The sequence below is a fragment of the Tsuneonella sp. HG222 genome, assembly GCF_053819185.1.
In genome coordinates this window covers 1,929,057-1,946,009 of the sequence record NZ_JBSOQZ010000001.1, presented here as the reverse complement: position 1 = coordinate 1,946,009, position 16,953 = coordinate 1,929,057, and the positions used below count along the sequence as shown (strand labels likewise).

Below are 16,953 nucleotides of genomic sequence, written 5' to 3'. Positions count from 1 at the left end.
CGCGAGGTGATGACAGGTCATCACTTCGCAGTTATGTGTGGGGTCGAGAGCGATAATGCCCACTCTACCTTTCACCTTGCGCCAGCTCGACGTGTTCGACAGCCTGTGCGCCACGCGCAGCTTCCGCCGCACGGCCAATGCGCTGGGAATTTCGCAGGCATCGGTCAGCAACCAGATCAAGGCGCTGGAGGCGCAGCTCGGGGTCTCGTTGTTGGCGCGCAAGCCGGGCAAGCGGCCCTCATTGACAGTCGAGGGGGTAGCTTTCCTCGACGATCTTGCCGTCTTCCAGCAGGCCGGGGAGAGGCTGGCCGCGCACCGGCGCGACACAATGGAGATGGTGCGCCCGGCAACCTATCGGATCAGGGTCGGGCAGGGGATGCTCGACAATTTCATCCGCCCCAAGCTCGATCGTTTTCTCGCCCGCCATCCGCAGATCGACCTCGAGTTCGACGCCCGGCCGCCGAGTTTCCGCTACGCGCTCGACATCCAGGACGGCCGGTTCGATTTCGCACTCTATCACCTGCGCGCCGACCGGCCAGTCGATCCCGGCCTGCGCCAGCTGGCGATGGTGCGCGGGGGCATCTTCGGGCATCGCGATTTCCTGAAGGGGCGCACGGCGCCGCTATCGGCCGACGAGATCAACCACCTACCCTTCATCCTGCCCCAGGTCGGCAGCCAGCAGGAGCTCGACGTGCTGCAGGCCTTCGATCGCCACGGGATCGTGCCGCGCAAGGTCATCGGCCACACCCAATATTTCGACGTCATGGGTACTATGGTGGAGCGCGGGCTGGGCGTCGCCTCGTTCTCGGAGTTCATGCTCAGCCCCGAGGCGCGCGAGACGGTGGCCTTGATCTATCCGCTCGAGAATTGGCGCCTGCTGTGGTTCCGCAAGGACCGGGGCGGCGACCCGCGCTGCGAGGCGGTCGAGAGCTTTATGCTCTCCGCCGTACTGCAGGATCCCAACTATCCGACCATCGACGTCTTCGCCGAAGGCTATTCGGGCTAACTGTCGACCCCGAAGTATTCGGCCAGCTTGTCGCCGGTGAAGCCGTGCCGCCCCGCGGCGGGGTCGGGTGGCAGCATGCCCGCGTTCCATGCATCCCACTCGGCCACCAAGGCAGCGAACTCGTCAGGCCGGCGGTCCTTCAGGTTCGCCCGCTCCATCGGATCGGCGACCACGTCGAACAGGAAACTCTGGCCGAGGATCTCGAGGAACTTCATCCGCCCCTTGCGCGCGGCCTTCTGCTCGCGGTGGGAGAAGCGGAAGAACAGGGTCCGGTCCGGCAGGGTTCTTCCCTCAATGGCAGGGCGCAGGTCGATGCCGTCGGAAGGCGCTGCGGGATCGGTCGCTCTGCCCGCCGCGGCAAGGAAGGTGGGCAGCCAGTCCATCGTTATCAGCAGTTCGGCGCTCTCGCTTCCTGGGCGGGCGACGCCCGGCCAGCGAACGATCGCGGGGACCCGCAGTCCGCCCTCCAGCAGCTCGGTCTTGCGGCCGACAAAAGGCCAGACGTCGGAGAAGCGCTCGCCCCCGTTGTCGCTAGTGAAGACGACGATCGTATCCTCGCGCATTCCGAGCCGGTCGATCGCGGCAAGGACCCGGCCGCATGCCTCGTCGAGCGAGCGCATCATCGCGGCGTAGGTCGGGTTATCGCCGCCGTCCCAGTGCTGGATCGGCATCGGCCCGGCTTTCGCGGCGAGCCGCTCGGACTCGGCCCGGCCCGCCGCGTCCGGACCTTCCCACGGCCAGTGCGGGGCGGTGAAATTGAGGTTGAGGAAGAACGGACCGCCCGCCGCCGCGCGCTCTTCCAGCACCGTGACCGCCTTGTCGGCCAGCAGGTCGGTGAGGTAACCAGCCTGCTCGACGTTCGTGGTCCCGTCCCACAGGTCGTTCACGCCGTCGAGCTGGTGGGTCCAATAATCCACCCCGCCCCCGCGGATGCCCCAGAACTGGTCGAAGCCGCTCTTGAGGGGGCAGTACTCCGGCAGCGATCCAAGGTGCCACTTGCCCACCAGCGCGGTATGATAACCGCAGCCGCGCAGAAGCGACGCAAGCGTGGGATGCTCCGGCGGCAGGCCAAGCGCGCGGTCCTGCAGCGGCTCCTCCAGCCCGATCGGCAGGCGGTATTGATAGCGCCCGGTCATCAGCGCCACGCGCGTCGCGGTACACACCGCGCTGTTGGCATAGGCCTGGGTGAACCGGACGCCCTGCGCGGCAAGTCCGTCGAGCACCGGGGTCCGATAGTCCTGCCGGCCGTAACAGCTCAGGTCGGCGTAGCCGAGGTCGTCGGCCATGATGAAGACGATGTTGGGTTGCCGGCTCATTCCAGGGGCAGCTGCACCAGTTCGATTTCGTGACCCTCCGGGCTCGCAAGGATCGCCACCTGTGCGCCGCCAGCCTCGAACGGGGCGAGCACGGGGGTGGCCCCGTGCGCGATCGCCCGGTCCCATTCCGCCTGGATGTCGTCGCACATCAGGCCCACCGGGCCGTGACCGCGGCCCACTGTCACGTCGCGCCCGTCCCTGCTTTCCACCAGCATCAGCATCGGCCCGGCTTCCTGCCCCGGAAGCGCCAACACATGTTCGAGGAAACCCGGCTCGTCGAAGGTCATGGTGACGGCGAACCCGAATGCCCCGCACCAGAAGGCGAGAGCCGGCTCCATCGCCGGAACGTTGAGCTTGAAAAACGCGAGCCGGATGCCGTTCACTTGTCCCTCCGCATGGGAAGACTGGCTGGGGCGGCAGGATTCGAACCTGCGAATGCCGGTACCAAAAACCGGTGCCTTACCACTTGGCGACGCCCCAGCATGCGCGTGCTGCGCGCCGCCTATAGCGCTTGGCCGGTGCGGCGCAAGGCCGCGCCCGGCAGCGTGCCGGGGTCAGACGTCGGCGCGTTTGCGGACCGGTTCGAACAGGCTGCGGTCCTCGACCGAGTCGAAGTCCACCGGCGAATGCCGCTCGCGCATGGCCGGGCTGTTGACCAGCCGCCCGCGGATCGCCCCGGGCCGCGCGTCGATCGCCTTCACCCAGCGGCCCACGTTCTCGTATTCGTGCAGCGACAGGAACCTGTCCGCGCCGTTGTAGGCCCCGTGATAGAGGTTGCCGAGCCAGGTGTAGGCGGCGATGTCGGCGATCGAGTAGTCGCCCGCCAGGTACTCGGTCTTGGCAAGTTGCCTGTCGGCCACGTCGAACAGCCGCTTGGTCTCCATCGCATAGCGGTCGATCGGGTACTTGTAGCGCTCGGGCGCGTAGACGTAGAAATGCCCGAACCCGCCGCCGATGAACGGCGCGCTGCCCATCTGCCACATCAGCCAGCTCAGCGTTTCGGCGCGGGCGGCACCCGAAGTGGGCAGGAGATAGCCGAACTTCTCCGCCAGATGGACGAGGATCGCCCCGCTCTCGAACACGCGGAACGGTTCGGGTCCGCTGCGATCGAGCAGGGCGGGGATCTTGGAGTTGGGATTGAGGTCGACGAAGCCCGACCAGAACTGGTCGCCGTCGAAGATCTTGATCGTCCATGCATCGTATTCGGCATCGGAGAACCCGGCTTCGAGCAGCTCCTCGAACATCACCGTCACCTTCACCCCGTTGGGCGTGCCGAGCGAATAGAGCTGGAACGGGTGGTCGCCGACGGGCAACTCCCGCTCCTCGCGCGGGCCCGCAGTCGGGCGGTTGACCGATGCGAAGGCCCCGCCGTTTGCCTCGTCGGGGGCCCAGACTTCGGGCGGGGTGTAGACGTCGGACATCGTGCGGGGCTCCTCGTTCTGTCTTGCGGCCTGCGACATGGGACTGGCGGGGCGGCGGCGCAAGCGAACTTGCCGCCGGGCACGGCAATGTTACCTATCACCCCCCGAAGTTCGCGAGGGAGGCACGAGTGCAGCAACCGATCGGCCGGAATCTCGACGATCCGGACATCCTGTTCAACTGGCTGCACTCCGTCGCCATCGGCCTGCCCATGCTGCACTTCGCCTGCCGCTCTGGCCTGGCGGAGGCGGTGGCCGCGGGTCCGGTCGATCCGGCGGAATTCGCGCGGGCCAGCGGGCTTCCCGCCGACAGCATCCGACGGATCGGCAACTACCTTGCCGCGCACGAACTGCTGGAGGTCGAGCCGGGCGGACACCTGATCGCCAATTCGCGCACCGCGCGGATCGCCGAACTGCGCGGGTTGTGGCAGCAGATGATCAACACCACTGCCGCGGGCGCATCGCTGCTCGACGGACTGTCCGCAGGCACCAACGGGTTCGAGGCGCGATTCGGCCAGCCGGTGTTCGAATACTTCGCCGACCATCCCGAACTGGGCGCCCAGTTCGGCAGCTTCATGTCCTTCATGACCGCGCGGACGCTGGATTTCCTGCGCGGAAACTACGCCTTTGCCCCGTTCAGCGTGGCGATCGACGTGGGCGGCAGCCAGGGCAGCCTGCTGGAATACGTGCTGGCTGACCGGCCCGAGGCGCGGGGCATCCTGTTCGACCTGCCCGAAGTCGCCGCGCGGGCGCAGGGCCGGTTCGCCGGCACGCGGATCGAAGCGATCGGCGGCAGTTTCTTCGAGGCTGTCCCGCCGGGCGACCTCTATCTTCTCAAGCAGATCCTGCACGACTGGAGCGACGAGGAATCCGTCGCCATCCTGTCCTCGATACGGGCCGCCATCGCGCCCGGCGGTGCGGTCGTGGTGATCGACCACCTTCTCGGTGAGAGCCCGGAGCCGGGCGAGGCGCTGTCGACCGACATCGCGATGATGGTCTGGGCCACCGGGCATGAGCGGACGCTGGCGCAGTTCGCGCAGCTTTTCGGACGGGCGGGCTTTCGCATGGGCAGGGCCATTCGCAACCCGCGCGGGCACAGCGTGATCGAGGCCTTGCCGATCTAGCCGGAACCCTTTGAAGTTGCGGCGCGTTCAGCGCTCGCAATGACCGGTCGGACGCCCAAGCTCATCTACGTCAGCGACGACATGCCCGGCATCAGCCGGCAGAAGAAGGGCAAGGGGTGGGCCTATTTCGACCCCAAGGGCGAGCGCATCACCGACCGCGACGAGATCGACCGGCTGAACCGCATCGCCCTGCCGCCCGCCTATACCGACGCCTGGTACTGCCCGGCGGAGAACGGCCATATCCTCGCCACCGGTATCGATGCCAAGGGGCGCAAGCAGTATCGCTATCACCCCGATTTCCGCACCATGAAGGAAAGCGAGAAGTTCGACGGCTGCCGTGTCTTCGGCGAACTGCTGCCCCTGGTGCGCAAGCGGGTGGATGAGGACCTTTCGGGTTCCAAGGTGTCGCGCGCCCATGCCATCGCCAGCGTCGTGCGGCTGCTCGACCTGGGCGTCATCCGCGTGGGCAACGAGGCCTACGCCAAGTCGAACAAGAGCTTCGGGGCGACCACGCTGCGCCAGCGCCATGCCGAGGTGAAGGGCCATCGGTTGACGCTCAAGTTCAAGGCCAAGAGCGGCAAGATGCGCGAGGTGACGATTTCCGACCGGCGCCTGGCGCACTTCGTACGCAAGATGCAGGACCTGCCCGGCCAGCACCTTTTCCAGTACGAGGCCGAGGACGGCGCGATCCATCACGTCGGCTCGGGCGAGGTCAACGCCTACCTGTGCGAGACGATGGGCGAGCATTTCACCGCCAAGAACTTCCGCACCTGGCATGCCAGCGTGCTGGCGTTCAAGATACTGGCCGAGGCGTCGGGCGCGATGACGCTCAAGGCGCTGATGGAGGAAGTCAGCGAGAAGCTGGGCAACACGCCCACGATCGCGCGCAAGAGCTACGTCCATCCGGCGGTGGTTGCGCTGGTCGACCGGCAGGTGAAATGGCGCGAGGGCCTGCGCCTGCCGCGCAAGACCCGCTGGCTCAGCCGCGAGGAGCGCGGGCTGATCGAACTGCTGGAAGCCAACCCGAAGGCACAGAAGTTGCTCGCCGCGTAAGAACGGTTAGGGAGGCTTCGGAAGGAGCCTCTAGTGTCCCAGCTTTACGACGGCGTCTGGCGCGGCAGCCCCCCGGCAGCCGAGGAAATCGGATCGGACGGCGAGTTCCGCCGCATCGAGAGCCCGCTGCGTAACTGGATCTCGCCCGATCCCGATGCCGAGTTCCCGGCCGAGGCGGGCCGCTATCATCTCTTCGTCGCCTGGGTCTGCCCGTGGGCCAGCCGCGTCACCGCCTACCGCGTGCTCAAGGGGCTCGAGGACGTCATCTCGCTCTCGGCCAGCCACGGAGTGATCGGCAACCAGGGGTGGATCTTCCAGGACGACACGATCCCGCCGTTTGAGGTGCCGCATCCGCTCTACCAAGTCTACCAGGCGCACGATCCGCACTACACCGGCAAGGCCACCGTGCCGACGCTGTGGGACAAGAAGACCGGCCGCATCGTCAACAACGAGAGCGCGGACATCATCCGCATGCTCAACACCGCGTGCGATGCGATCACGGGTAACCGGCTCGACCTCTATCCCGAAGACCTGCGCCCCGAGATCGACCGCTGGAACGACCTGATCTATCCGGCGCTGAACAACGGCGTGTACCGCGCGGGCTTCGCAAGCACGCAGGCCGCTTACGATCAGGCTGTCCGGGGCGTGTTTCGAGCGCTCGATTCGCTCGAGGATCGCCTGTCGCACAGCCGCTATCTCGCCGGGGAATGGCTGACCGAGGCGGATTGGCGCGCGTTCACCACGCTCGTCCGGTTCGACGTCGGCTACCACGGCGCCTTCAAGTGCAACCTGCGGCGGGTGGAGGACTATCCGGCGCTGCGCGGCTATCTGCGCGAGCTCTATCAGTGGCCGGGTATCGCCGCGACCGTAAAACTCGATGAAATCAAACAGAATTATTACGCGCTGACCGACAAGCACGGGATCCATGCGATCGGCCCGGAGCTCGACCTGACGACGCAGCACGGCCGCGATGCGCTACCCGGGCAGGGTATGCGGGAGCGGGAGTACGCCGCGTGACCTCGGACCTGATAGTCGTCGGCGGCGGCAGCGCCGGGGCGGCCTGCGCCGCACGTCTCGCCCAGGGCGGCAGAAAGGTCCTGCTGATCGAGGCCGGCAAGAGCGATCGCGACATCCGGTCCAAGGTCCCCGCGCTGATGGGCGGCATCGTCCACACGCCCGATTTCGATTGGATGTACAGCGCCGAGCCGGACGAGAGCGTGGGCGGCCGCCCCGACGTCTGGCCCGCCGGCAAGCGCCTGGGCGGCGGCAGTGCGATCAACGGAATGATGTTCATCCGCGGCCACAGGTGGGATTACGACAGGTGGGCCGAACTTGGCGCAACCGGCTGGGACTACGCCAGCGTGCTGCCCTATTTCCGCCGGATGGAGCACAACGAGCGGGGCACCGACGCCTGGCGCGGGCAGGGCGGCCCGCTCTCGGTCGGCGAGATCCGCAGCCGTTACGCCGTGACCGACGAATGGATCGAGGCCGTGCAACAGGCCGGCTATCCCCGTTCGCCCGACCTCAACGGCCAGCACGCCGAGGGCGTCGACTACATCCAGCTGTCGCAGAAGCGCGGACTGCGACATTCGACCGCCGCCGCCTATCTCACCCCGCCGCCTGCCGGGCTGACGGTCATGACCGAAGCGCAGGTGGAGGCGATCGTATTCGAGGGCGCCCGGGCAACCGGCGTTCGCGTGCAGCGGGCGGGTCGCCAGGAGACGATCGTCGCCGGCCAGGGCGTGGTCCTGTGTGCCGGTGCGCTCAACACGCCTCGCCTGCTCATGCTGAGCGGGCTCGGTCCGCAGGCCCATCTGCGCGATCACGGCATCACGGTCGTCTGCGACCTGCCGGGCGTGGGGCAGAACCTGCAGGAACATTCCGCCTGCCACCTCGTGAATACCGTCAGCGCGCGCACGCTCAACGACGACAGCCGTGGGCTGGCCGGGCTGCGGCAGGTGCTGGCCATGGCGATCCGCCGAAGCGGCGCACTGACCACTGGTATCGGCCACGCGCAGGCATTCGTGAAGAGCCGCGAGGGGATGTCCGCGCCGAACCTGCAGCTCGCCTTCAGCGCCTTCGCCTTCGACATCACCCTGCAGGGCAACCTCGAACTGCGCAAAGAGCCCAGCGTCACCACGCTGGTCGGCTTGATGCGGCCCACCTCGCGCGGTTCGATCGAATTGCGCGGCAACGATCCCTCCGCTCCGCCGCTGATCCGCCACCGCCTGCTGGGCGAGACGGATGACCTCGAACAGCTGATCGACGGTCTGGAAATCGCCCGCAAGGTCATGGCGCAGCCCGCCATCGCGAAAGACGTGACTAGCGAGGTCCGCCCTGGGAGGGAGCTCGCCGATCGCGAGGCGCTGGGCCATTACGTGCGGGCGGCGACAATCCCGATGTACCACCCGGTCGGCACCGCCAGGATGGGCGCGGTGGACGACGCCATGGCGGTGGTCGGGCCGGATTGCCGTGTGCGGGGCATCAACGGCCTGTGGGTGGCCGACGCCTCGATCATGCCGACGATCCCGCAGGGCAACACCAACGCCACGGCGATCATGATCGGCGAGCGGGCCAGCGACCTGATCCTCGACCGGCTCAAGGGCAAGCTGGCGGCGTGATGCTTCGGTTCCTGCTGGCTATCCTGGCGCTGCTCGCGGCGGCACCGGCGGCGGCTCACCCGGCGCCGTTCTCCTACCTCGACCTGCGGTACGAGGGCGACAAGCTGACCGGCACGCTGACGATCCACGATTTCGATGCCGCGCATGAATTGCAGCTGGGCGATCCCCGGGTCCTGAAGGATCCGCATTTCCTCATTCACCAGCTCGGTCTGCTCGACCAGATGCTGGCGAAGAGGTTTGCCCTGTCGAACGACGACGGGCCCCTCGCGCTCGAATGGACCTACATCGAGCCGGTGGAAGGGCAGGACGCGATCCGCCTGTGGTTCGAGGCGACCGCCCCGCCAGGCGGCAAGCTGACCTATCGCGGCGACCTGTTCCCCTACGACCCGCAGCATCAGACCTTCGTCAACGTCTACGAGGGCAAGCAAATCCGCCAGCAGTGGATCACCTCGGGCACGAGCGCCCCGCAGACTTTCTGGCGCGGCACCGCCGAAGGGCGCCTGTCGGTGCTGCGGACCTTCATCCCCGCCGGCGCGCATCACATCTGGATCGGGCCGGATCACCTGCTTTTCCTGCTCGGCTTGCTGCTGTTCGGCGGCACGTGGCGGCGGCTGGTCGGCATCGTCACCGCCTTCACCCTGGGCCACTCGATCACCCTCGGGCTAGCGGCGACGAACCTCGTGGTGCCGCCGGCCTGGCTGATCGAGCCGGCGATCGCGCTGACCATCGTCGTGGTGGGTGCGGACAACCTGCTGCGCGGCGAGGGCAAGGATCTGCGGGCGTGGATGGCGGGCGCCTTCGGGCTGATCCACGGGTTCGGCTTTGCCTCCGTGCTGCGCGAATTCGGGCTTCCGCCCGCGTCGCTCGGCTGGTCCTTGTTCGGCTTCAATCTCGGGGTCGAGCTGGGCCAGCTCGCCGTGGTCATACCGCTCACCCTTGCACTGGGCTGGCTGTGGCGAACCCGCCCGCGCGCCGCACGACAAATTGCTACTCTCGGCTCCGTTGCGGTGATCGCAGGGGGCGTCTACTGGTTCGTCCAAAGAACAATCCTTTGGGGAGGAACCTGATGAAGCGCAGTGCCATCTTGTCGGCCATCGTGGTCACCGGCGTCGCCGCCGCCTGCGCAACGCAGCCGGGCGACACTGCCAGCACCGGAGGCAACGGCGGCGCGCCTTCGGGCGTCGTCGCCACGACGCCGATGGACTCCGCGCCGCCGAACTACGTTCCGGGCGGCGGGCCCGGCCTGCCCGGCATCAGCCCGATCGAGCACGTGAAGGGCAACGTCTACAAGATCTTCGGCGCGGGCGGTAACACCACGGTCTTCCTGATGGACGACGGGGTCGCCATCGTGGACACCAAGCTGGCGAATAACGGCCAGAAGATCCTCGACGAGATCCGCAAGGTTTCCGACAAGCCGGTCACCTTGGTGATCAACACCCACAGCCACCCCGATCACAACGGCTCGAACCAGTTCTTCAAGGACCAGCGGCCGACGGTCGAGGTGGTCGCCCAAGCCAACACAGCCCTGCGGATGAGCAAGCCGGTCGGGCCGATGCCGGCCAATCCCGCGACCCGCCAGTTCGGCGACACGATGACGCTGGGCAGCGGGAAGAACCGCATCGACCTCTACTACACCGGCCCCGCGCATACCGACGGGGATGCGTTCGTCGTCTTCGCCAACGACAAGGTCATGGCGATGGGCGATGCGATGGCGTGGTCGATGGCCCCGCTGATCGACGGCAACTCGGGCGGTAGCGCGGTCAAGGCGGCCGACACGATGGAACGACTGGTCCGCACCGTGAAGAACGTAGACACCATCGTGGAAGGGCACGGCTATATCCAGCCCTGGCAGCGGCTGGTGGATTTCGCCGCGTTCAACCGCGCGCTGGTCGACGAATCGCGCCGGGTTCAGGCAGCCGGCGGGCAGCCGAAGGACGTGGTCACCGCGCTGATCGCCAGCGGCAAGTATGCGCCGTTCCTCAAGCCGACCACGCTGACCGGGCTCGAATACGGCAGCACCGGCCAGAACCGCGCACTGATCAATGCCATGGTGGCCTTCGCCGAACTCAAGGGCGAGAAGCCGCCGCTGATCATGAACCTGCCGCCGGACCAGGGCTACAAGCCCTGATCCGGCCGCGGCCGGTTACCTGGCCGCCATCGCGGGGATGAACTGCGTTTTCACGGCGTCTTCCAGGCCGTTCAGGGTCAGCAGACCCTGGGCGAGGATGAAATCGTTGAAGGCCATCCGGTCGAACTTGGCCCCGAGCGCGACCTCGGCCTGCATGCGGATATCGAGCAGCCGGCTATAGCCGTAGTAATAGCTGCCCGCCTGCCCAGGGGCGCGGAAGGTGTAGCGGTCGGCTTCCTGCTTCACCATCGCGGGGGAGAAACCCGCTTCTTCGCGCAGGATACGCTCGGCCGTCTCGCGGTCCGCCTGGCCCAGGTTGAGCATCGGGTCGAGCATCGCCCGGCTGGCACGCAGCAGCCGGTGCTGCAACGCGATCAGCTGGCCTTCGAGCGGTTCGTAAGGCTGCATCTCGGCTTCGGCATAGAGCGCCCAACCTTCGGCGTTGGCCGAATTGGCGGCATAGAGCGCGCGGGCCTGGCTGACCCCGGTTTCGACCATGCGGGCGAACTGGAGTTCGTGTCCCGGGCGCCCTTCGTGGACGCTCAGGGTCCAGGCGGCGGCATCGAAGTCGAAGTCGTGCGCTTCGATCGGGTTGTCCTTCGTCTGCCCGGTGGTCAGCACGAACACGCCCTGCTCGCCGGTATTGCCGATAAGACGCGGGGGGCGCATGTGCGGCGCGGGGCTGGCGGCGTTTTCCGCCTCGGTCCCAAGCCGCATGGCGACTGGATATGACGGCAGGGTGGCTATCCTCTCGCGCGCGGCGATCTGCTGGATCTCGCCCAGGATCTCGGCGTAGCGGGCCTCCATCCTTTCGGGCGGTATCTGCTGTTCGCGCAGCTTGTTCAATACCGAGGGATAATCGGTTTCGCTCCAACCGTTCTTGGCCGCGATCTGCGGGGCGAGAGCGCGCATCTGCTGGCGGATCTCGTAGAACCCGCGGCGGGCGCGGCTGATCAGTTCCTCGGGCGCGATATCGATGCCGTAGCCCTTGAGCTGATAAGCATAGAGTTCGGGCGGCAGGCGGAAATCCTCGCGCGCCGCGGGGAGGACGTTGGCGCGCTCCCATTCCGCATAGTCGCGCAGCTGCGTTTCCATGGCGTCGAGCGCCTTGTCCGCGCCCTTGATCTTGTACTTGGCGAACAGTTCGCGCACGCCGGAAATATAGACGTCGGTCTTGCCCAGCGTGTCCTCGACCCGGCCCTTGAACGGACCGATCTTCCCCTGTCTCTGGCTCTCGGCCCAACGCGCCTTGGCCAGCTCGGTCAGCGGCGTGGTGCCCTTGTAGAGCCCGGTATAGCGCTGCAGCAGCTCCAGCGCCTTCTGCCGGCGCGCGGGCGAGCGCTGGTCGTCGAGCACCCCGTTCATCACGCCGAACACTGTGGCGGGCACGTCGGTCCACGCCAGTTGGGTCTTCTGGTTAAGCCGGACTCCCTCGATCGAATGAATGAGGTCGTCGATCAGGATCTGCAGATCCTGCTTCACGCGCGGATCGCCTTCCGACGCCTTGGCGGCGGTCAGGCGCGTGACTTGGCTCTCCAGCATGGCAACCATACGATCGGGGAGATTGGGGCCGAGGTCCATGGCCAGCCCGTCGAACTGCTCGAGGCCGGCGCCCGACGCGCCTTCCGGAGAAAAGGCGGCCTGCGCTTCGATCAGTGCCGTGGTGTAGGTGTTGCTCTTCTCGATCCACGCCTTGTCGTCGGTCGTGGCAGATGCGGGCGGCGAATTGTCCTGCGCCGCGGCCGGCACGGCGAAGGCAAGGGCGGCAGCGCCCAGAAGAGAGGCGAGGCGAACGGTCATGTGGTATCCCCTGAACTTGGCAGCCCAGCTATGTCATGCCGTTCGTCGGCAGGCAAAGTCGCTCGTCGGGGCGCATGGCGGCTCAGTCGAGCCGATGGACCCAGCCGTGGCGGTCCTCGATGATGCCGCGCTGGATGCCCACCAACCGGTCGCGGATGCGGCCGGTCAACTGACCGGGCCCTCCGCTGCCGATGGTGAATTCTCCATCCCGCCCGGCTACCTTGCCCACCGGCGTGACGACGGCCGCCGTGCCGCAGGCGAAGGTTTCGAGCAGTTTGCCGCTCTCGGCATCGGCGCGCCACTGGTCGATGCTGTAGCGCCCCTCACGGATCGAAAGGCCCTCTTCTCGCGCGAGTTGCAGGATCGAATCGCGGGTGATGCCCGGCAGGATGGTGCCGGTCAGCTCCGGGGTCAGGACCGACCCGTCGTCGAAGGCGAAGAACAGGTTCATCCCGCCCAGTTCCTCGATCCACTTGCGCTCGACGGCGTCGAGGAACACGACCTGGTCGTGGCCCTTGGCGATCGCCTCCGCCTGCGGGACGAGGCTGGCGGCGTAGTTGCCCCCGCACTTGGCTGCCCCGGTCCCGCCGGGCGCCGCGCGGGTATAGTCCTCGCTCACCCAGATGGAGACCGCAGGAACGCCGCTCTTGAAGTAGTTGCCCGCCGCGCTGGCAATCACGAGGAACTTGTATTCCCGTGCCGGGCGCACGCCGAGGAAGGCCTCGGACGCGAACATGAAGGGGCGCAGATAGAGCGAGCCGCCATCAACCGGCGGGAACCAGGCCCTGTCGGCCAGGACGAGCTGGCGCACCGCCTCGACGAAGGTTTCCTCCGGCAAGCGCGGCATGGCCAGGCGATCGGCCGATGCGTTGAAGCGCGCGGCGTTCGCCTCCGGGCGGAACAGTGCCATCGTCCCGTCGTCGAGCCGATAGGCCTTCATGCCTTCGAAGATTTCCTGGGCGTAATGCAGAACGGCCGCCGCCGGATCGAGCGTCAGAGGGCCGCGCGCGCCGAGCGTCGCAGAATGCCAGCCGCGCCCTTCGGTGTAGTCGATCGAGACCATGTGGTCGGTGAAGACCTTGCCGAAGCCGGGATCGGCGATGGCCTGATCGCGCGTCGCACCCGGAACGGGGGCGGGATGGGCAATGCGGTCGAAGTCGATTGGCGGTTTGGCGGTGGCGTGCATGAAGTCCTGCTTTCGGCGCGGCATCTGTCTGATTATTTCAAAACAGGCAAGCGAAATGAAATAAATGGTAAGCTATTGAACTGGAATGCCCCGTCTAGCGTGTCTTGGACCGCAATTGAAGGGATGCGCTGGTACGTCGAAGGTTACCCCTAAGGTGACACCTAAATTGGACGCGCCGAATGCACTCCGGCCTGGCCGGCGAGAGGCGAACCGGTGATCCGGTATGCATTCATCGTGCGTCGACACGCGTCACCATGAAACGCCTCGCCGGCGGTAGGAAAGCGAAAAAATGAGAAGGGCGGCACCCCGGATGGGATACCGCCCTTCGCATGGTCAGCGGTCGTGTTGGGACCGCTCACGGAGCCTTACTCGGCGAAAGTGATGTTTACCGAATATGCTCCGCGCGGGTCGTTTCCGACCTCCCTGCTGAACCATGAGACATCGGATCACCTCCTTTCGCGCTGTTTAAGCCAGGCCCGCCGTTTCACCGGGGTCCGGAAGCCGCGTGTACCGCTTCTTCCGAGGTGCAATGTGATTCGTTGCAGGTGCTAACGCAAGTCTTGCATTAAAGTTTTTCGCTGTCAGAATTCTCAGCTTCTGGCCTGCGCAAATCGCATGCCTTTCTCCTAGCGGCAGTCGTCGATTACCCGGCCGATTTCGGGCCATGCGGGAATATAAAGCGGCGCCACCCCGGCGATTTCCACAGCGAAGCGACCCCTCGAAAACGCGATGGCGTCGAGGAACGAGTCGTTGGCCGTGATCGTGGCTACAAGTTCGGGCACGCCGCCCTGTCCCGGCACCGCGGTGAATGCCCGTTCTGCCGTCTCGGTGCGGACCTGCATCGGCACCGCGACCTGGGAACTGGCGGCGCGGGTCAGAGAGACGCTGCGCGCGGCGCGATTGCAGGCGATAGTGAAGCGCGCCCCACTGGCGGCCTCGCCGAACGTCGCGGCGCTTCCGCCTGCCGTCGTCCGGTAGGTCCAGTCGCCCGGCGTTGCTGGAGCGTCCATCCAGCTCGCATGGGTCGGCGCAGGGGTCGGCGTGGGCGTGGGTACCGGGCTTGGGCGCGGGGTGGGGGTCGGGATCGGCGTCGGAGCAGGTGTCGAGGGGACGCAGGCGCTGGCAACAGCCAGCAGCGGCAGGGCGATAAGAAGTCTGGTGCGGGTCATCAGCTCGACCTTGGCGGATCGACGGGATTGGCTCAAGCGGCCCGCAGCGGCTAAGCGCGTTTCCATGGCGAAACAACGCATCGACCAACTGCTTGTGTCCCGCGGCCTGGCCGAAAGCCGCGCGCGGGCACAGGCACTGATCATGGCGGGCCTGGTCTTCGCGGATACACGAAAGATCGACAAGTCCGGCCAGCAAGTGGCTGAAGATGCGTCGATCGAGGTCAAGGGGCGCGATCATCCCTGGGTCAGCCGCGGGGGGATCAAGCTGGCCCACGCGATCCAGCACTTCGCCCTCGACCCAAACGGGGCGATGGCGATGGACATCGGCAGTTCGACCGGCGGCTTTACCGACGTGCTGTTGCAGGGCGGGGCGCAGCACGTCTTCGCGGTCGACAGCGGCACCAACCAGCTTGCCTGGAAATTGCGACAGGATCCGCGCGTGACGGTTCTGGAACAGACCAGCGCGCGGATTCTTTCGCCCGAGCAGATCGACCGACCGTGCGACTGGGTGGTGTGCGATGCCAGTTTCATCGGCTTGGCCAAGGTCCTCGAACGCCCGCTCGAACTGGCTTCGCCGGACTGCCGCCTGGTCGCCCTGATCAAGCCGCAGTTCGAGGTTGGGCGCGAGGAAGTGGGCAAGGGCGGGGTGGTGCGCGACCCGGCACTCCATGCCCGCGTATGCGCCGAAGTGCGCGACTGGCTGGAGAGCGGCGGCTGGACCGTCGACGGGATCGTCGAAAGCCCGATCACCGGCCCGGAAGGCAACGTCGAGTTCCTCGTCGCGGCGCAACGCGGGCATCGCTCTGGCCCGGGGCGGGACGGCATCGTGGACCCAAGTTGCGCCTGACCGGGCCCCCCGCCATAAGACCGGGCGAATCGCAGGAGTCCGCATGAACCGCCTCGCGTCCCCGTCACAGTTGCGTGCCAGCGTCCTGCGCTGGGCCCTGTTTCTCGTGCCCACCGTCATGCTTCTGGGATACCTGTCCGGTGTGGTCGGGGGCAGCACGGCGGACAGTCCGTGGTTCATGAGCCTGGACAAGCCGGCGATCTTCCCGCCGCCGGCTGCCTTCGGGATCGTCTGGTCGATCCTCTATTTCCTGATGGGCATCGCGCTGGCGCTGGTCTGCGCCGCCTGGGGTGCCCGCGGGCGCGGGCTGGCGATCGCCGCCTTCGTCATCCAGCTCGCGCTCAACCTTGCCTGGTCGCCGACCTTTTTCGCTTTCCACCAGATCACCCTGGCGCTGGCACTGCTGCTGGCGATCGACGTGGCGGTGCTGACCACGACGATCCTGTTCTTCCGGGTGCGGCGCCTGGCCGGCTGGCTGCTGGTCCCCTATCTGGCGTGGGTCCTGTTCGCGACGGTGCTCAACTGGCAGTTCCTGCAATTGAACCCCGATGCCGACGGTAGGGACGTGTCAGGTTCGGTCCAGCGGATTGAATTGTGATCGAAGCGGGGCCACAATAGCGCCATGCAAAGCGAAAACCCCCTGATCGCCGACTTCGTGAAGATGGCGAACGCCGCCGCCGGGACCTTTGCCGGCATGACCCGCGAAGCCCGCGAGGCTGGGCGCGAGCGGCTGAAGGAAGCGCTGGGCGGGCTCGACTTCGTCAGCCGCGAGGAATTCGACGCGGTCAAGGACATGGCCGCGATGGCCCGCGAAAAGGTCGAGATCCTCGAAGCCAAGATCGCGGTGCTGGAAGCCAAGTTGCCGAAATAGCTTTTGTTTTGCGCGGCGCGGGGAACTGGCCGCGCGCGCCGGGCATTGGCGATGTCGAAAGGCATCCCTCATGTTCACCCAGCTTAATCCTCCGATTCCGCTCCATGTGCTCGGCAAGGGCCCGGGCCAGGCGATCGGACTGATCGACTACGGCCCCGAGCACAACCTGATCTGGATCACGGCGATCGACGAGACCGGCGAAATCTGGTGCGCCCCCAACCCCAAGGTCCGGATGCAGAAGAACTGGACGATGGGCCGCAAGGAAAATCCCCTGGTTTCCGCCGAGAAGGCCGCGCGCCGCGAACAACCGTGCGCAGACTGCGCCGATCTGCTGGCGACTCCGCGCGACTATGCCTGAAAGGATGGGCTGGGCCTGACAGGTCGGGCTGGGCCTGACAGGACGGGCTGGCCGTA

17 protein-coding genes and 1 tRNA gene are annotated in these 16,953 nt (G+C 66.6%); 11 read left to right on the top strand and 7 right to left on the bottom strand.

The genetic code is table 11. From position 1 onward, the window contains the following. The first annotated feature begins 55 nt into the window (after nucleotides 1-55). Complete coding sequence (locus ACWPMZ_RS09895; protein ID WP_455703839.1) at nucleotides 56-1,006, top strand: LysR family transcriptional regulator; 951 nt, start codon at nucleotides 56-58, stop codon at nucleotides 1,004-1,006. Here the strand turns inward: ACWPMZ_RS09895 and ACWPMZ_RS09890 are convergent. The 4 genes from ACWPMZ_RS09890 to yghU form a co-directional block, all read right to left on the bottom strand. After that, entirely contained in the window at nucleotides 1,003-2,322 is a 1,320-nt protein-coding gene (locus tag ACWPMZ_RS09890) for a sulfatase-like hydrolase/transferase (protein WP_455703838.1), read from the bottom strand. The genes ACWPMZ_RS09895 and ACWPMZ_RS09890 overlap by 4 nt on opposite strands. Next, nucleotides 2,319-2,705, bottom strand: coding sequence for a VOC family protein (locus ACWPMZ_RS09885; RefSeq protein ID WP_455703837.1), 387 nt, complete (start codon nucleotides 2,703-2,705; stop codon nucleotides 2,319-2,321). Before ACWPMZ_RS09885 ends, ACWPMZ_RS09890 begins: the two co-directional genes overlap by 4 nt. Before the next feature lie 22 nt (nucleotides 2,706-2,727). Continuing rightward, nucleotides 2,728-2,802, bottom strand: a tRNA-Gln gene (locus ACWPMZ_RS09880). A 74-nt stretch (nucleotides 2,803-2,876) separates the two neighbouring features. Further along, the gene (gene yghU / locus ACWPMZ_RS09875) at nucleotides 2,877-3,743 is read right to left on the bottom strand and encodes a glutathione-dependent disulfide-bond oxidoreductase (RefSeq protein WP_455703836.1); all 867 of its coding nucleotides are present in this window, start codon (nucleotides 3,741-3,743) and stop codon (nucleotides 2,877-2,879) included. Nucleotides 3,744-3,871: 128 nt separating this feature from the next. On the opposite strand from yghU, the gene ACWPMZ_RS09870 reads away from it, so the two are divergent. From ACWPMZ_RS09870 to ACWPMZ_RS09845, 6 genes are read left to right on the top strand one after another with little or no spacing between them, the layout of a single operon-like run. Then, complete coding sequence (locus tag ACWPMZ_RS09870) at nucleotides 3,872-4,864, top strand: methyltransferase (protein WP_455703835.1); 993 nt, start codon at nucleotides 3,872-3,874, stop codon at nucleotides 4,862-4,864. Between the two features lie 39 nt (nucleotides 4,865-4,903). Next, nucleotides 4,904-5,917 (top strand): DNA topoisomerase IB, encoded by a 1,014-nt coding sequence (locus tag ACWPMZ_RS09865; RefSeq protein ID WP_455703834.1) that lies wholly within the window; start codon nucleotides 4,904-4,906, stop codon nucleotides 5,915-5,917. A gap of 33 nt (nucleotides 5,918-5,950) precedes the next feature. Further along, complete coding sequence (locus ACWPMZ_RS09860) at nucleotides 5,951-6,934, top strand: glutathione S-transferase family protein (protein WP_455703833.1); 984 nt, start codon at nucleotides 5,951-5,953, stop codon at nucleotides 6,932-6,934. After that, nucleotides 6,931-8,538 carry a GMC family oxidoreductase gene (locus tag ACWPMZ_RS09855; protein WP_455703832.1) on the top strand — a complete coding sequence of 536 codons (1,608 nt, stop codon included), beginning with the start codon at nucleotides 6,931-6,933 and terminating at the stop codon, nucleotides 8,536-8,538. The genes ACWPMZ_RS09860 and ACWPMZ_RS09855 overlap by 4 nt, the downstream gene beginning before the upstream one ends. Next, complete coding sequence (locus ACWPMZ_RS09850; RefSeq protein ID WP_455704187.1) at nucleotides 8,538-9,605, top strand: HupE/UreJ family protein; 1,068 nt, start codon at nucleotides 8,538-8,540, stop codon at nucleotides 9,603-9,605. Before ACWPMZ_RS09855 ends, ACWPMZ_RS09850 begins: the two co-directional genes overlap by 1 nt. Beyond that, complete coding sequence (locus ACWPMZ_RS09845) at nucleotides 9,605-10,666, top strand: MBL fold metallo-hydrolase (protein ID WP_455703831.1); 1,062 nt, start codon at nucleotides 9,605-9,607, stop codon at nucleotides 10,664-10,666. The genes ACWPMZ_RS09850 and ACWPMZ_RS09845 overlap by 1 nt, the downstream gene beginning before the upstream one ends. 15 nt (nucleotides 10,667-10,681) lie before the next feature. On the opposite strand, the gene ACWPMZ_RS09840 is transcribed toward ACWPMZ_RS09845, so the two are convergent. The 3 genes from ACWPMZ_RS09840 to ACWPMZ_RS09830 all read right to left on the bottom strand — a co-directional run bounded on the left by ACWPMZ_RS09840 (nucleotide 10,682) and on the right by ACWPMZ_RS09830 (nucleotide 14,821). After that, nucleotides 10,682-12,466: a DUF885 domain-containing protein gene (locus ACWPMZ_RS09840; protein WP_455703830.1), complete on the bottom strand. Its 1,785-nt coding sequence runs from the start codon at nucleotides 12,464-12,466 to the stop codon at nucleotides 10,682-10,684. A gap of 82 nt (nucleotides 12,467-12,548) precedes the next feature. Then, on the bottom strand, nucleotides 12,549-13,676 hold the full coding sequence (locus ACWPMZ_RS09835) for a branched-chain amino acid aminotransferase (protein WP_455703829.1): 1,128 nt from the start codon (nucleotides 13,674-13,676) through the stop codon (nucleotides 12,549-12,551). 602 nt (nucleotides 13,677-14,278) lie between these two features. After that, nucleotides 14,279-14,821: a hypothetical protein gene (locus ACWPMZ_RS09830; RefSeq protein ID WP_455703828.1), complete on the bottom strand. Its 543-nt coding sequence runs from the start codon at nucleotides 14,819-14,821 to the stop codon at nucleotides 14,279-14,281. A 64-nt stretch (nucleotides 14,822-14,885) separates the two neighbouring features. Between ACWPMZ_RS09830 and ACWPMZ_RS09825 the strand changes: the two genes are divergently transcribed. The 4 genes from ACWPMZ_RS09825 to ACWPMZ_RS09810 all read left to right on the top strand — a co-directional run bounded on the left by ACWPMZ_RS09825 (nucleotide 14,886) and on the right by ACWPMZ_RS09810 (nucleotide 16,897). Beyond that, nucleotides 14,886-15,668: a TlyA family RNA methyltransferase gene (locus tag ACWPMZ_RS09825; RefSeq protein ID WP_455703827.1), complete on the top strand. Its 783-nt coding sequence runs from the start codon at nucleotides 14,886-14,888 to the stop codon at nucleotides 15,666-15,668. A 43-nt stretch (nucleotides 15,669-15,711) separates the two neighbouring features. Next, on the top strand, nucleotides 15,712-16,266 hold the full coding sequence (locus ACWPMZ_RS09820) for a TspO/MBR family protein (RefSeq protein WP_455703826.1): 555 nt from the start codon (nucleotides 15,712-15,714) through the stop codon (nucleotides 16,264-16,266). Nucleotides 16,267-16,290: 24 nt separating this feature from the next. Then, nucleotides 16,291-16,539: an accessory factor UbiK family protein gene (locus ACWPMZ_RS09815; protein WP_455703825.1), complete on the top strand. Its 249-nt coding sequence runs from the start codon at nucleotides 16,291-16,293 to the stop codon at nucleotides 16,537-16,539. A gap of 70 nt (nucleotides 16,540-16,609) precedes the next feature. Next, complete coding sequence (locus ACWPMZ_RS09810) at nucleotides 16,610-16,897, top strand: hypothetical protein (protein WP_455703824.1); 288 nt, start codon at nucleotides 16,610-16,612, stop codon at nucleotides 16,895-16,897. Nucleotides 16,898-16,953: the final 56 nt, after the last annotated feature.